Raw genomic sequence first — 15725 nt, forward strand, 5'->3', positions numbered from 1 at the left:
GAAAATTTGGTTTAAGCTTACTGAAGCATATTATGCTTCGGCAGTAGGGCCGCCAAAAGTAAATGGAAGGCTGTTTTGCTCCGGATCTTTAATAACACCAAACTGGCTTTCGTAACGTTTAATGTTATCAATCATTGCCAACATAAATTTCTTTGCATGTTGCGGAGTCATGATAATTCTTGATTTTACTTTCGGTTTTGGAATGCCCGGCATTAAATTGATGTAATCAACTACAAATTCAGCGAAAGAATGGTTGATAATAGCAAGATTAGCATAAGTACCGTCCGCCATTTCTTCCGTAAGTTCTATATTGATTTGTTGTTCCTGATTTTGATTGTCCATTATGAATAAATTATTGATATTTGAAAGAGGTGCAAAGGTAATTTAATATAGTGGAGAAAAAAAGGATTTTAGCTTACATGCTAACTCATGATTAATTTATTCATTTATCGATAATTTTCATTGATTTTTGTTAATTTGTCGTCTATTTTGGTTATAAAACCATCCTCTATCTACCTGTTTAACCAGAAAAAATTTGTCGAGTATAAATCATAGCATATGAAATTAAAATTACTTTTTGCAGCGTTCAGCATCTTGTTTATTCAGCAGTATGCCCGCGCTGCTTATGTTCCCATGGCAGTAGCCTCCGGATATAATGCCGATGTAATAGCAAATGGAGTTGGGACCGGGTTGACCACTACTACTAATGATGTAGATGCTGTGAGCTATTGCTTTGTTTCCACAGGCTGGCAACAGACTTCATCTTCTACTCCTTTTGTTTTAGGATTACCTGCAAGCGGAACTATCAATAGTGCAGCTACGAGCGGACTGACATTTCAAATGGCATCTTATTCAGGTAATAATGATATCAGAATTCCCAATAACAATGTCCCTTATACAATGTCCTTTACTACTCCGCAGGCAGCTCAAAATCTCTACCTATTGGCAGTAACAGGTAGTGGTTCCTGTACAATGACTGTTGTTATTAATTTTACTGATGGTTCCAGCCAGACCTCCACGGGCATAACCGTTGCGGATTGGTATGGTGGTACCGGTATCGCGTTAACAGGAATGCAGCGATTAAACAGGACTACCAATATTGCTGATAATGCTTTCAACGGTCCTAACTTATACCAATATACTTTTGCAATCAATGCCGCTAACCAAACCAAACTGCTTTCAAATGTTATTATAACAAGAACAACGAATACAGGAACTGAAACAACCCTGAACATATTCGCGGCGAGTATTCAGCAATCAACTATTGTATCCTGCCCGGCCCCGACATCGCCAACGGCAACAAGTATCACAACAACAACAGCCTCCCTGAACTGGAATAATACAGGTACACCTATTAATTATCAGATTAAATATGGCGCTCCCGGTTTCAATGTGAACACAGCAGGTACTTCTATTTTTACGCCAACCAAGCCTTATACATTAAACCCACCGTTAAATGTTTCTACTTCGTATGATTTTTATGTAAGATCTGTCTGCACTGCGGGCGATACAAGCGCGTGGTCACCTGTAACTAATTTTACGACTCTTTGTAACGCGCCTTCTGTAGTTTCAAAGAAAGACAGTTTCAATTGCGGAACAGGAATTGTAAACCTTGAGGCAGCCACTACTTCAGGTGCATCCATAAAATGGTATGCAGCTGCAACAGGAGGAACTGCATTAGCCACAGGTAATTCCTATGCCACGCCATCTATCAGTGTAACGACTACTTATTATATTTCCGCCGTTTCCGGTACCTGTGAAAGTACACCCAGACAGGCTGTGGTAGCAACTATCCGACCGATTCCTGCTATAAACCTTGGACATGATACCACACTTTGTCCGGGAATATCTTACACCTTCAATGCAGGAAATGCCGGAGGTGCTTATTTATGGTCACCTGGCGGACAAACTACGCAAACAATAACTACAAATGCGGTCGGACAATATTCCGTATCGGTCACAGTGAATAAATGCGAGAACAAAGACACTATAGTTATCACCCCCGGCCTTGCTCCTGTGAATAACCTCCCCGACACCACGAATCTATGTGAGGGCAGTGAAACAACCCTGAATGCAGGAAACACAGGAAGTACTTTCTTATGGACACCGGGAAGTGCCGCTACGCAAACGCTGAATGTAAGCACAGGTGGTTCTTATTCTGTAAGCATAAAAAGCATGCATGGGTGTAAGCTTACAAGCGGTACTTACGTAAAAATGCGTCCGTTACCTGTAGATAACCTGGGCAATGATACCTCTATCTGTGAATCCACTACGCTGCTATTGGATGCTGGCAATACGGGCTATAGTTATGCATGGAGTACGGGTGCCACAAGTCAGGCCATCAGCGCTTCAGATTCAGGAACTTATATTGCAACTGTGACAACACCTTATACTTGCGTCAACATTGATAGCATACATATCGCTTTCCTTCCTTCTCCGAGGACAGAAGGATTCAATTTTATACCTGAATTTTATGATGCATTAGGTAAAGTATCATTTACCCCATTGAACCCTACAAACGTAAACTCTTTTGAATGGGATTTCGGAGATGGTTCTGCATTAGTAACGGCAATAAATCCGACACATGTTTATAACGCCTCCGGCGAGTACAATGTAACGCTGAAAGTTTATAATGATTGTACTGATTTCTCATTAAGCCAGAAGATAAATGTTGATTTGCCGACAGGCATGGTTACGCTTAATAAAAACGATATCAGCCTGATGATATATCCCAATCCGGCAAAATCTATATTAAATATCAGCAATAAAAGTACAGACTACGAAATGCAGGACGTAATGCTCTTTAATGCCTTGGGTGCAATGGTTTATCACCAAAAAGCAGATTCAAAGGCCATGCACCGGCTATCTGTGGAAAGCCTGAGTTCCGGTGTTTATTTTGTAAGGGTGCTTACAAACAGGGGCTTTGTAAATCAGCAAATACAGATTGTAAAATAAATTCCTATATTATCTTTATATAAAGAAACGGCTACTCTTGAATGAGATAGCCGTTTTTTTATGATAATAGTTTTTTAATTCGAAAAGACGCACCTGATTACCCAACATGAAAGATATAAAAGCTGTCTTTACCTCGATATTTCTACTTAAGTTGTATTTTACAGGCGAAAAAAACAAAGCGTTATTTTTGAAGCTTTTTCAGGGCTTGTAATTTATAAAATGGAGCTTTCAAAATAACCAATAACCAAATAATCAATCTTTCTATGAAGCGTTTTGTTACATTGCTTTTCTTTATCGGTCTGTCTGTTCTTGGTAAAATATATGCGCAGGTTTCGGTAACAGCCACCGGTGGCACATTAGGGCCAACGGCCTATACTGACCTCATTACAGCTTTTACAGCTATTAATAATGGTACACATACGGGCAGCATCACTGTTTCCATTACAGCAAGTTTTTCACAGGGCACCACTGCTATCCTTAATGCAAGCGGTTCCGGTTCGGCCAGTTATACAGCCATAACTATTAAACCTGCGGCTTCAGCCAATCCTGTAATTACAAATACTACTGATAATACGGCTTCCATTAAATTAGACGGCGCCGACAATGTAACAATCGACGGTTCCAACAATGGTACCACTACGCAGAATCTTACCTTTCAAAACAGTAATAGCAGCGGTTCCGGACAAGGAAGCAATATCTGGTTAGCCAGTAACGGAACGAATGGCGCCACCAACAATGTAATTAAAAATTGCAAGATATTAGGTTCAAGTTATACGCTTGGTGCTGCTTATATGGGCGTTTGTATTTACAGCAGTACCACAACGCTGACAGGGTATTGGATAGCTACCTCTGCAACCACAGGAGCTAACAACAATAACCTTATCCAGAACAATTTATTTAATTCCGCGAATGCAGCTGTTGTTTTTAATGGCGGTGCGGGCATCGGGGAAACAGGTAATCAGATCATCGGGAATGTTATCGGTGATCCTACAGCAAATGTAAACACTAAGTTTACCAATGCTTGTATCTTCATGCTGAATCAGGCCAACTTTACCATCAGTCAGAATACTATAAGGTGGCAAAACGCAATAAATACGAACGTAGCTCCTGCTTCTGTTTCCATTGGTGCAGGATGTACAAATGGTAATATAACACGCAATGCAATTACCGGGGCAAGATTCACTACTGCGGTTCTCGAAGGCGGGATATTGTTAAATGCCGGAGCCAGTTCGAATATAAATGTTTATAACAACTTTATATCGGATGTTGCTTCCAGTGGTTCTGCTACGATTGCCAGCAATGCCTACGGTATTGCAATCGGTGCCGGAAGTGGTTACAACATAGGATATAACTCTGTAAATATGAATACAGATCCTACAACTACAGCTACAGGCTATCAGGCCGCATTGTACATAGCATCCGGCATCACAGGACTTAATATCAGGAATAACATATTTGCCCATACAGCTGCAAATACTACTAACAAATTCAGCGTGTATTCCGTATCTGCCAATCCAGGCACTTCGGTAATCAATTACAATGATTATTATACCACGGCTGCGAATCTGGCTTATGCCGGAAGCAATCAGACTACATTGGCAAATGTTCAGACAAACCTTCAAAATGCATTGAACAATTCTAAAAACGTAGCGCCTGTATTTGTTGCTGCGACTGATTTGCATCTGGTAGCTGCCAATGCATCCAATATTGCCAATCTTGCAGGAGCGGCAACGCCGATTGCAGGTGTTACAGTGGATTATGATAACAATGCACGTGGTACATTGCCGACTATCGGCGCACATGAACTTTCGGTTGCAAGTTGCCCTGCACCAACTTCACCGACAGCTACAAGCATTACCACCACTACTGCATCTTTAAACTGGACTCAGCTTGGCACTCCTTCACAATGGCAGATAAAATACGGCGCTCCGGGCTTCAATGTAAATACAGCAGGTACTTCTATATTTACCCCAACAAAACCTTATACTTTAAACCCGCCTTTAACAGCTTTTACTTCTTATGATTATTATGTAAGGGCTATCTGTTCTGTGGGCGATACCAGCGCATGGTCGCCTGTTACCAATTTTACAACTCTTTGCAATGCGCCATCTGTAGTTTCAAAGAAGGACAGCTTTAATTGCGGAACCGGCCCCGTAATACTTGAGGCAACCACGACTTCCGGAGCATCCATCAAATGGTATCCGGCTGCAACAGGTGGAACAGCTTTAGCTACAGGTAACAGTTACACCACGCCTTCCATCAGCGTAACGACTACCTATTATATCTCAGCTATTTCAGGAACATGCGAAAGCACGCCACGGCAGGCGGTAGTAGCAACCATCAGGCCTATACCAACCGTTAACCTTGGCCCTGATACCACGCTTTGTCCGGGTGTTTCGCTTACGCTGAATGCAGGTAATGCAGGCGGAAGCTATCTCTGGTCGCCGGGCGGACAGACCACACAAACTATCAGCACCAATGCAGTCGGACAGTATATCGTAAACGTTACCGTAAACGGATGCTCGAAGAGGGACACTATTTTGATTATACCGGGTATTGCACCTGTAAACAACCTTCCTGATACGACCAATTTGTGTGCTGGAGATGAAACGACCCTTAATGCAGCAAACACGGGAAGCACATTTGTATGGACACCTGGCGGAGCTACCACACAGACGCTTAATGTAGACACCGGTGGCACACGTTCCGTTGTTATAACCAGCACCAACCATTGCAAGCTTACCAGCAGCACATATGTAAAAATGCGTCCCCTGCCTGTGGATAACCTTGGCAACGATACCACCATATGCGAATCTGTTGTACTGGTATTGGATGCAGGCAACCCGGGTTACAGTTATTTATGGAACACAGGTGCTACTACGCAGGCTATCAGCACTGCAGATTCGGGCAGCTATGTAGTTGTGGTAACCACACCTTATGCCTGCAAACACACGGACAGCACGCATATTGCTTTCCTTCCTTCACCAAGGACAGAAGGCTTCAGCTTCATCCCGAGGTTCTATGACGAGATGGGCAAGGTAGAATTCTATCCCCTGAACCCTACAAACGTAAATTCATTTGAATGGGATTTCGGCGATGGCTCGCCATTGGTGACAGCCATGAACCCTGTGCATGTATTTGCAGCATCGGGCCATTACAATGTAACATTGAAGGTATATAATGATTGTACGGATTTTTCGCTCAGCCAGGTAATCAATGTGGACCTGCCGACAGGAACTGCAACTATCAATAAAAATAATTTCAACCTGAATATTTATCCGAACCCTGCAAAATCAGTATTGAACATCAGCAATAAAGATGCGGATTATGAAATGCAGGATGTGATGCTCTTTAATGCTGTTGGTGCCATGGTTTATCACCAAAAGGCAGATTCAAAAGCCATGCATCAGTTGTCTGTCGAAAGCCTGAGTTCGGGCGTGTACTTTGTAAGAGTACTTACCAATAAAGGTTTTGTGAACCAGCAGGTACAGGTGGTAAAGTAAGTATTTTGAAATAACAAAAGTGCCTGTCCTATATTTAAGGACAGGCACTTTTGTTTACCAGTAAGTATAAATATTATATGACTTATAAATGTATTAGCAACAGGAAAATATAATTTTTTAAATCCCACATCAATATGTATTTTTACCCTACCTTTTAATGTGGTCTTTTAAAAAAATTTCTATGAAAAAAATGTTTCCATGCATTTTAACTGTTTTACTTTTAAGTTTTTCTAACGTAGATGCTGCCTATATACCTTTGACAATAACTTCAGGATTAAATGCTGATGTAATAGCTAATGGAGTGGGTACTGCTACTGCAACAACAAGCACGACAGTGGATGGTGCCAGTTTTGTATTAGTATCCAATGGCTGGCAACAAACGGCAACTTCTACACCATGCACTACAGGCCTTCCGGCAAACGGTATTATTAATAGCGCATTAACTACAGGATTAAGTTATCAAATGGCAGCTTATACCGGCAATAATGTTTTGCGTATGAATACTAATACTACAGCTACCCTTACATTTCAGACTGCCTATAATGCCCAGACGCTTTATTTATTGGCAGTAACAGGTAGCGGTACCAGTACTATAACTGTTCAAACGAATTTTACGGATGGCACAAATCAGATAAATACGGGAATAGTAGTAGCAGATTGGTACGGAGGTACAAATGTTGCTTATACAGGCTTTCAGCGTCTGAACCGCACAACAAATGCTCTTAATAGCGGTACTAATGGTCCTAATTTGTATCAATATAGCATTGCTATTAATGCGGCAAACCAAGGTAAGCTAATCAACGGCATTCAAATTACGAGAACAGCATCCACAAGTACTTCTCCCACTTTAAATGTAATGGCTGTATCTATTGATCAAGCTGCTGTTATAACTTGTGCTGCTCCTACTTCGCCAACAGCTACGGGTGTTACATCTACCACTGCAAGTTTAAACTGGAATCAGACAGGTACACCAATCAGCTATCAGATAAAATATGGCACTTCTGGTTTCAATGTCAATACAGGAGGAACTTCTATTTTTACAGCAACGAAACCTTATACTCTAAACCCACCATTGACTCCTTCCACCTCTTATAATTATTATGTAAGAGCAATCTGTACTGCCGGGGATACAAGCACATGGTCTGCTGTTACGAATTTTACAACATTATGCAACGCCCCTGCTATGCCTTCAAAAAAAGACAGCTTTAATTGCGGACCGGGTACCGTTACATTAGAAGCTACTTCCAGTACCGGAGCAAGCCTTAAATGGTATAGTACGGCTATGGGTGGCACTAGTATCGGTGCAGGAAACAGTTTTACTACTCCATCATTGACGGCTACTACTAATTTCTATGTAGAAGCTGTTCAGTTATCATCTATAGGTCAGACAGGCCGGAATGATTATACAGGTATAGCTCAGGCAACTCCTAATAACACAGGTCAGGGTATCCGTTTTAATACCCTTTCCAATATTAACCTTGATAGTGTAGGTGTATGGGTAGTGTCCGACACAGGAAAGATAATCGTTCAACTACAAAATGCAGCCAACACAATATTAAAAACAGATACTTTTACTTTTGCCGGAATAGGCGCCACCGCCACTTCACGTGTTAAAATTTATTTGCCCGTTAATTATAGCATTCCAACAGGAAACGATTACAAAATACTTGCATTAAACGGTACTACTGTTTCTCTGAGCAGGGAACAGTCCATAAACCCGACCTTTGCCAATTACAGTATACCTAACGTAATTACAATGGTATCTTCTTGGGTAAATGGCGCTACGAACGCGGCCAATTATTACTACTTTTATAATTTCTATGTTTCGTCGGGATGCGCAAGTCCGAGAGAGACTGTGGTGGCTACCATTCGTCCAGTGCCGGTTGTAAATCTTGGCAATGACACTACTTTATGCCCAGGGGTTTCACTCACGCTGAATGCGGGCAATGCAGGCGGAACTTATTTATGGTCACCCGGCGGGCAAACCACACAAACCATCACAACCAATGCTGTTGGACAATACATTGCCGATGTTACGGTGAATGGATGTTCTAAAAAAGATACCATTGCAATTACGCCGGGTATTGCTCCGGTAAACAATCTTCCTGATACAACCAATTTATGTGAAGGAAGTGAAACAACATTGAATGCAGGAAATACGGGAAGTACTTTTTTCTGGATACCGGGAAACGCCACTACGCAAACCATTACTGTAGATTCAGGCGGCACACGTTCTGTAGAGATTAAAAGTGCTCACCATTGTAAACTTACAAGCAGTACTTATGTAAACATGCGTCCGCTGCCTGTTGATAATCTTGGCAATGACACTTCAATCTGTTCTTCCGCATCTGTTGTATTGGATGCAGGCAATTCCGGTTACAGCTATTTATGGAATACCGGCGCAACAAGCCAGACTATTAACGCTTCTGACTCCGGTACTTACTTTGTAACGATAACAACACCTTATTCCTGTGTTAATAGTGACACTACACATATAGCGTATTTACCGCCACCACGCACAGAAGGTTTTAATTTTATACCAAAGTTTTATGAAGAATTAGGTAGAGTTGAATTCTCTCCTTTGAATCCGACAAATGTAAATGGCTACGAATGGAATTTTGGTGACGGTTCACCATTGGTACTGGCTATAAACCCAACACATGTATTTGCGGCATCAGGCGAATATAATGTAACATTAAGGGTTTATAATGATTGCTCAGAATACGCTGTAAGTCAAAAAATAAATGTTGATTTACCAACAGGAACAGTAACGATAAACAAAGAAAACTTCAAACTAAATATCTACCCCAATCCTGCAAAATCTGTATTGAACATCAGCAATACAAATGCTGACTATAAAATGAAAGATGTGATGGTCTTTAATGCTCTGGGTGCTATGGTGTATCGCCATAAAGCAGATTCAGAAACCATACATCAACTGTCTGTTGAAAGCTTCAGCACAGGCATTTATTTTGTCAGAGTCCTTACAAACAAAGGTTTTGTGAATCAGCAAGTGCAGATTGTAAGATAAAGAATTATAGAATAATGATTAAAGAGCACTTGTAATATTGCAGGTGCTCTTTATTTTGCAATGTAATGTGAAATTATAATCAGGAATTTATTGCTTTATTGTAAAATGCCGGGAACGAGTGTAAAATGTTTTATCTTTAAGGAAAGAAGAATGGATATGAAAAATAAAAAAGAAATAGTAGAAGACTGGTTGCCGCGCTACACAGGACAAGAATTAAAAAAGTTTGGAAAATATATTTTGCTCTGCAATTTTCATCGATACCTGGAATTATTTTCCGAGATACATAATGAACCGATTGTAGGAATCGGAAAGCCGATGCAATGTGTAACAGCAGAAGGTATTACTATTATTAATTTTGGAATGGGAAGCCCCGGCGCTGCGACTGTTATGGATTTGCTTTCGGCTATAGAGCCTGAAGCGGTTTTGTTTTTGGGAAAATGCGGCGGCCTGAAAAAGAAAAATAAAGTAGGCGATTTAATATTGCCTATTGCTGCTATAAGAGGTGAAGGAACGAGTAATGATTATTTCCCCCCTGAGGTGCCGGCACTGCCTGCATTCGCCTTGCAAAAAGCGATATCTACAACTATAAGGGATTATGCACAGGATTATTGGACGGGAACATGCTATACGACCAACAGAAGAGTATGGGAGCATGATGAAGAATTCAAACTTTACCTGAAACGCTTGCGTGCTATGGCTATTGACATGGAAACGGCTACAATATTCACTACCGGATTTGCAAATAAAATTCCAACGGGGGCGCTGTTGTTAGTATCTGACCAACCTATGATTCCGGAAGGCGTAAAGACATCTAAAGGTGATGACAAGGTAACAAAAACTTATTCCGAACTTCACCTGAAAATAGGAATAGATTCGCTGAAACAGTTAATAAATAACGGATTGACCGTGAAGCATCTTCAGTTTTAAAAATCAGTTATCAGGTGATGACTTTGCCTTTTTAACTTTAGGTTTCGGAAGTCGTTCGTTTTCTTTCAGTGCATTATGAATTATCCATTCTACCTGGCCGTTGATGCTGCGGAAATCATCGGCAGCCCAACGTGCCAAAGCTTCGTAGAGTTGTTCGTCCAATCGTAATATGAAATTCTTCTTCTCCAAATTTTATTTTTTTCTGCACGGTTTGCTTTATACAAAGATGAGATTTACTAAAATATCCTGCAATAACTTTAATTATATCAGATGGTTGTGAATTAAATTAATAATCCACAACCATTTTTGCTATTGATAGATGCTACCTGCATTTATAACAGGCTGCGCACTTTTATCTCCGCAAAGCACCAGCATTAAATTACTTACCATCTGAGCTTTACGTTCCTCATCAAGTGTAACAATATCTTTTTTAGATAGTTGTTCCAGTGCCATTTCAACCATGCCCACTGCACCTTCCACAATCTTGGACCTTGCGGCAACAATAGCGGTAGCTTGCTGACGCTGCAGCATTGCACTTGCAATCTCTTCTGCATAAGCAAGATGGGAAATACGTGCTTCAATGATTACAATGCCTGCAATGGCAAGTCTTTCAGCGATTTCCCTTTCCAGCATCTGGCTCACTTCATCGCCACTGGAGCGCAAAGTAATTTCAGCATTTTCATCCTCAAAATTATCATAACTATAATGACCTGCAAGTTTTCTGATGGCCGATTCACTTTGTGTTAAAACAAAGGAGGGATAATTATCCACCTCAAAAGCAGCTTTGTAAGAGTTATCGACATTCCATACCACCACTGCGCCGATAATAATCGGATTGCCATGTTTGTCATTTACCTTGATGGCTTTGGTGTCAAGATTATTAGCCCTGAGTGATATTTTCCTTTTTGTATAAAAGGGATTTGTCCAATAAAAACCACTTGATTTGATCGTGCCGATATAAGAACCGAATAGCGTCAATACTTTACTGTTGTTAGGCTCTATCGCAATAAAGCCACCCATAGTTATCAATGATGCAATGGCAAATACGATACCTGCAACTACAAACGGCGGATCAGGAAGTTTGCTGAAGCAAAAAATGCAAAAACATATAAGGAGTAAATTAACCAGTAACATAAGCCAGCCACTGGTGGGGCGTATTAGTTTTTCCATAACTGAAATTGTTTTGTGATTTTAATGTGATATCAAAATTATATCATCTTGAAATAACAGCCAAAACATTAACAATTGGCATTTGCAAAAAAAATCAGGAAGGTAAAAACCTTCCTGATTAAAACGCCCACCATTAATTTTATAAATAAACATTGGAAGATTGGGTTCCGGTCAGATTAAGCTTCTGCGCTTTTTTAAATAAAGTATCAACAGCTTTTCTTCCTTCTGCTCCAAGGCTTAAAGAATATTCATTTACATAAAGCTCAATATGCTTGCGCATTACGTCTTCTTCCATTTCCTGTGCATTGTTTTTTACGAAGTCGGATAATTCCGGATAGGTCTTCCAACTAAGTTCTAAACTTTTACGAATAAGATTTTCAACTTGTTTCGCGATCTCAACGGGAATATCTCTTCTGATACAAATACCACCTAATGGAATGGCAGCGCCACTTTCCTTTTCCCACCAATCGCCCATATCCATTATTTTCTCAAGGCCTCTTTGCTGATAGGTAAATCTGCTTTCATGAATCACAAGCCCGCAGTCAAATTCACCATTTAAAACACGTTCTTCTATTTCGCTGAATAGTACTTCTGTTTTATTTTTTGCCTCCGGAAATGCAAGGGAAAATAAAAGATTGGCTGTAGTATGTATTCCCGGAATAGCAATTCTGGCTTGTTTGAAATAATCTGCATGATCTTTTATCTTCTCGAATTCAGAAGCTTTGCAAATGACCAAAGGCCCTACGCCACGACCTAAAGCGCTTCCGCTATCCATTAATGCGTATTTGTCGCTTACTTTCAATAAAGTGTTATAACTTAATTTGGTGACAGCAAGTCTGCCTTCAAAGGCCCATTGATTAAGTGTTTCCACATCTTCCATTACATAATCGAATACTAAATTGCCTGTATCCATTCCATTGTTCACCATTGCATCAAAAATAAAAGTATCGTTGGGGCAAGGGCTAAAGCCTAAGTTTAATGTCAATTTATCGGATGCCATTGTCTGGAGTAATAAAAATTAAAGATAAAATACGCCGCAAAGTTAATGCTTTCAATGGCTGCAAGAGCTTTGGTGTCATAGGTTTTGTGAATACATCCTATCAAAAAATCTGCGCAAAAAATCTTACATTTGCCTGTGGAATCAGAAATGATCTTCTTTTAAAAACAGACCTTTCCCTGAGCGATAAAATTAAGAAATATGAAAATCATCATTGCCATAGACGGATATTCTTCATGTGGGAAAAGTACGCTGGCAAGAGAAATTGCGGCACAGATGCATTATGCTTTCATCGATACGGGGGCAATGTACCGGGCTATAACATTATATTTACTCAGACAAAATGTTTCGATAAAAAATACGGATGAGGTAAAGGAAGCGTTGAAAAATATTACACTTCATTTTGAATCTCATCCGGAAACTAAAAGTTCTGATATTTTCCTGAATGGTGAAAATGTTTCGCGTTATATCCGTGACTTAATTGTTGCTGATAAAGTCAGCGAAGTTGCGGCAATAAAGGAAGTGCGGCAATTTGCAGTTGCACAACAGCAGGAAATGGGTAAGCGCAGAGGAATGGTAATGGACGGCAGAGACATAGGCACCGTTGTTTTTCCTGATGCGGAATTAAAAATATTCATGACTGCCGACCCTGAAATACGTGTCAAACGAAGGTTTCAGGAGATGTATGCTACCAACCCGGATGTTACTTTAGATGAAGTAAGGCATAACCTGGAACTGAGAGATTATATAGATAGCAACAGAGAAGAAGGTCCATTGAGAAAAGCGGAAGATGCAAGAGTGTTGGATAACAGTGACATGACAAGAGAAGAGCAATTGAAGCTTGCTTTACAATGGATTGCTGAAGTTAGGGAAGCAAAGCAAATAGTACTTTAGAGATGAAATAATATATTAAAAGATTAGAGCCGTTGCATTGCAACGGCTCTAATCTTTTATAACTACACTCAAAAAATAATTATCAATAAATATACTTTCCTTCCTGGTTATACATTACAGGATAGAGCGTATGTGTCCTTTCAAAATGGTCATAGCCTGCTTTCAGGTTTATCCAGAAACGCTGACGGTTTACATCGTCCGCATATTCACGTCCTAAAAAGTTAAGCCCGGCCTTATTGAATCTTGTTGGAAAAATATGAACCGGAATATTATTTTGCCCGTTGATTTTTGCGTTAAGACACAGTGTATAGATTTCCTGAATGCCTTCATCCTGCATAGGCAGGCATCCTATTGTAACGCAACCTCCGTGAATATAAATATCTCCACCCGGATCTGCTTTATTGCCCAGCAACATGTCGGAATAATTAGGATAACTCAACAACAGGGACAGATAAAAATCACTGCTGGGATTGAAGTTGGAAATGAAATAATAGCCTTCCGGAACCTGCCTGTCGCCTTCCCAGCGTTTAGGACCTAACGAGCCAGAAAGCGCACAGATTTTATATTGCTTAAACAAAGTAAAAGTATCGTTATCATTGTTTTTCACCCAAATCTCCAATTCATTCTGCGCCTTGAAAGCACGGATGTAAATATTCTTTGGAGGATAATTCAGGCCCTTGGCTTCAAATTGCTTTTTAAGCAAATCATTGTATTGTGCATAAGCTTTGGCAACACGGGGAGCAGCCAACTGATAATTTTTGAAATTGGAATTGTCAGCCTGGGCAAATATTTGCACGCTACCGGTAAAAAATATTAAAACGAACGCTAAGAAAGAATAAGCCTTTTGAAGGGAAAATCGCATCTGGTATTGGAAATAATTTATAAATGAGTCGTAAAGATATTGATTTTTTGAAAAGCTGAGATATAGTCCTCTCCCAATTAACAACCCGATAGTTGCCGGACAGTTAATAAAGCAACCGTACTTTGATTGTTTCATCAACGTTTTTTAATACTTCAATCGCCTGATGCGAAAGACTTTTATTGACATCTAAAACCACATAACCAATTTTGTCATTGGTTTTTAAATATTGCGAAATAATGTTTACACCCGAATTGGAAAGCGCTGTATTAATGGCGCTCAAAACACCCGGGACGTTATTATGTATATGCAAAATACGATGTGCTCCTTCTACAGGAGGTAAGCCGATAGGCGGAACAGTATGCGAACCGGAAGATTCACCGGTCTCCAGGTAGTTGAAAAGTTTGGCGCTTACATCTTCGCCGATATTTACCTGTGCTTCTAAAGTGGAACCGCCGATGTGCGGTGTAAGGATTACATTTTCCAAACCTTGTAAAGGTGATTTAAAAGCAGCCCCATTATGATCCGGCTCCTCAGGAAAAACATCGACAGCAGCCCCCGAAATGTTCTTATTTTTAATGGCTTCTGCCAATGCATTCAAATCAACCACTTCACCTCTGGCACAATTTATCAGAATGCTTTCCTTTTTAAAATATTGAAGTGTTTCTGCATTTATCATATTTTCAGTCAAAGCGCCACCCGGAACATGCAGCGTAACAATATCGCTATTTTCAATCAGTTCCTTCAGGGTCTTGCAGGATTGCGCATTGCCCATGGGCAGTTTCTTGGAATGATCATGATACAAAACTTTCATGCCAAGCGCTTCGCTGATAACACTTACCTGTGCGCCAATATTACCGTAACCAATAATGCCAATTGTTTTGGAACGCAGCTCGAAGCTGCCGCTTGCATCCTTGTTCCAGATGCCGAGGTGAGCAGAGAGATTTTTGTCGGGAATCCTGCGCATAAGCATAATGCTCAAGCCAATAACTAATTCCGCCACGCTTCTGGTATTGCTGTAAGGTGCATTGAACACAGCAATGCCAAGCTCTGTAGCTGTTTCGAGGCTCACCTGATTTGTGCCTATGCAGAAACATCCGATAGCTTGTAATTTATTGGCTGCGGCCAGTACTGCAGGCGTGATTTGCGTTTTGGAACGGATGCCCAGAATATGAACATTTTTGATAGCCGTTATAAGCTCAGCTTCATTAAGCGCACCGCTTAATTTCGTGATATTTACATAGTCATGCTCTTTGAAAAAATCAACAGCTTTATCACTGATATTTTCGAGGAATAGAATATTGATTTTTTCCTTCGGGTAACTCGTATCGCTCATCTTTAAAATTGTATGATGCGAAATTACCTTTTTTGAATTATTAAATGTAAGCT

At 40.3% G+C, this 15725-nt stretch carries 11 protein-coding genes; 5 read left to right on the forward strand and 6 right to left on the reverse strand.

Features of this window, described 5'->3' with window-relative positions; all coding sequences use genetic code 11:
• Nucleotides 1–30: 30 nt before the first annotated feature.
• Nucleotides 31–342, reverse strand: a complete 312-nt coding sequence (locus F0919_RS11535; protein ID WP_190277361.1) for a DUF3467 domain-containing protein — start codon at nt 340–342, stop codon at nt 31–33.
• Between the two features lie 216 nt (nt 343–558).
• Here F0919_RS11535 and F0919_RS11540 point away from each other — a divergent pair, with 216 nt between their 5' ends.
• The 4 genes from F0919_RS11540 to F0919_RS11555 all read left to right on the forward strand — a co-directional run bounded on the left by F0919_RS11540 (nt 559) and on the right by F0919_RS11555 (nt 10416).
• Nucleotides 559–2955 (forward strand): Ig-like domain-containing protein, encoded by a 2397-nt coding sequence (locus F0919_RS11540; RefSeq protein WP_150032923.1) that lies wholly within the window; start codon nt 559–561, stop codon nt 2953–2955.
• Nucleotides 2956–3218: 263 nt separating this feature from the next.
• Nucleotides 3219–6458 carry an Ig-like domain-containing protein gene (locus F0919_RS11545; RefSeq protein WP_150032924.1) on the forward strand — a complete coding sequence of 1080 codons (3240 nt, stop codon included), beginning with the start codon at nt 3219–3221 and terminating at the stop codon, nt 6456–6458.
• A gap of 181 nt (nt 6459–6639) precedes the next feature.
• The gene (locus F0919_RS11550; protein WP_190277362.1) at nt 6640–9489 is read left to right on the forward strand and encodes an Ig-like domain-containing protein; all 2850 of its coding nucleotides are present in this window, start codon (nt 6640–6642) and stop codon (nt 9487–9489) included.
• 156 nt (nt 9490–9645) lie between these two features.
• Nucleotides 9646–10416 (forward strand): AMP nucleosidase, encoded by a 771-nt coding sequence (locus F0919_RS11555; RefSeq protein WP_150032926.1) that lies wholly within the window; start codon nt 9646–9648, stop codon nt 10414–10416.
• A 3-nt stretch (nt 10417–10419) separates the two neighbouring features.
• Here F0919_RS11555 and F0919_RS11560 read toward each other — a convergent pair whose 3' ends face one another.
• The 3 genes from F0919_RS11560 to F0919_RS11570 form a co-directional block, all read right to left on the reverse strand.
• Nucleotides 10420–10605, reverse strand: coding sequence for an Arc family DNA binding domain-containing protein (locus tag F0919_RS11560; RefSeq protein ID WP_150032927.1), 186 nt, complete (start codon nt 10603–10605; stop codon nt 10420–10422).
• 120 nt (nt 10606–10725) lie between these two features.
• A complete protein-coding gene (locus F0919_RS11565; protein ID WP_150032928.1) occupies nt 10726–11586 on the reverse strand; it encodes an SPFH domain-containing protein in 861 nt (286 codons plus the stop codon).
• A gap of 139 nt (nt 11587–11725) precedes the next feature.
• Nucleotides 11726–12586 carry a 1,4-dihydroxy-6-naphthoate synthase gene (locus F0919_RS11570; RefSeq protein ID WP_235903503.1) on the reverse strand — a complete coding sequence of 287 codons (861 nt, stop codon included), beginning with the start codon at nt 12584–12586 and terminating at the stop codon, nt 11726–11728.
• 198 nt (nt 12587–12784) lie between these two features.
• Here F0919_RS11570 and cmk point away from each other — a divergent pair, with 198 nt between their 5' ends.
• On the forward strand, nt 12785–13477 hold the full coding sequence (cmk, locus tag F0919_RS11575) for a (d)CMP kinase (RefSeq protein ID WP_150032929.1): 693 nt from the start codon (nt 12785–12787) through the stop codon (nt 13475–13477).
• Between the two features lie 82 nt (nt 13478–13559).
• Here the strand turns inward: cmk and F0919_RS11580 are convergent, their stop codons facing one another.
• Both F0919_RS11580 and serA read right to left on the reverse strand, forming a co-directional pair.
• Nucleotides 13560–14339: a L,D-transpeptidase family protein gene (locus F0919_RS11580; RefSeq protein WP_190277363.1), complete on the reverse strand. Its 780-nt coding sequence runs from the start codon at nt 14337–14339 to the stop codon at nt 13560–13562.
• A gap of 103 nt (nt 14340–14442) precedes the next feature.
• Nucleotides 14443–15672: a phosphoglycerate dehydrogenase gene (gene serA, locus F0919_RS11585; protein WP_150032931.1), complete on the reverse strand. Its 1230-nt coding sequence runs from the start codon at nt 15670–15672 to the stop codon at nt 14443–14445.
• Between the last annotated feature and the right edge of the window lie 53 nt (nt 15673–15725).

The sequence above is a fragment of the Taibaiella lutea genome (genome assembly GCF_008629695.1).
Classification (GTDB): domain Bacteria; phylum Bacteroidota; class Bacteroidia; order Chitinophagales; family Chitinophagaceae; genus Taibaiella; species Taibaiella lutea.

Excerpts from the sequence above, each read along its gene's own strand:
- F0919_RS11535 (WP_190277361.1), bottom strand. The coding sequence starts at position 342 with ATGGACAATCAAAATCAGGAACAACAAATCAATATAGAACTTACGGAA.
- F0919_RS11540 (WP_150032923.1), top strand. The coding sequence starts at position 559 with ATGAAATTAAAATTACTTTTTGCAGCGTTCAGCATCTTGTTTATTCAG.
- F0919_RS11545 (WP_150032924.1), top strand. The coding sequence starts at position 3,219 with ATGAAGCGTTTTGTTACATTGCTTTTCTTTATCGGTCTGTCTGTTCTT.
- F0919_RS11550 (WP_190277362.1), top strand. The coding sequence starts at position 6,640 with ATGAAAAAAATGTTTCCATGCATTTTAACTGTTTTACTTTTAAGTTTT.
- F0919_RS11555 (WP_150032926.1), top strand. The coding sequence starts at position 9,646 with ATGAAAAATAAAAAAGAAATAGTAGAAGACTGGTTGCCGCGCTACACA.
- F0919_RS11565 (WP_150032928.1), bottom strand. The coding sequence starts at position 11,586 with ATGGAAAAACTAATACGCCCCACCAGTGGCTGGCTTATGTTACTGGTT.
- F0919_RS11570 (WP_235903503.1), bottom strand. The coding sequence starts at position 12,586 with ATGGCATCCGATAAATTGACATTAAACTTAGGCTTTAGCCCTTGCCCC.
- cmk (WP_150032929.1), top strand. The coding sequence starts at position 12,785 with ATGAAAATCATCATTGCCATAGACGGATATTCTTCATGTGGGAAAAGT.
- F0919_RS11580 (WP_190277363.1), bottom strand. The coding sequence starts at position 14,339 with ATGCGATTTTCCCTTCAAAAGGCTTATTCTTTCTTAGCGTTCGTTTTA.
- serA (WP_150032931.1), bottom strand. The coding sequence starts at position 15,672 with ATGAGCGATACGAGTTACCCGAAGGAAAAAATCAATATTCTATTCCTC.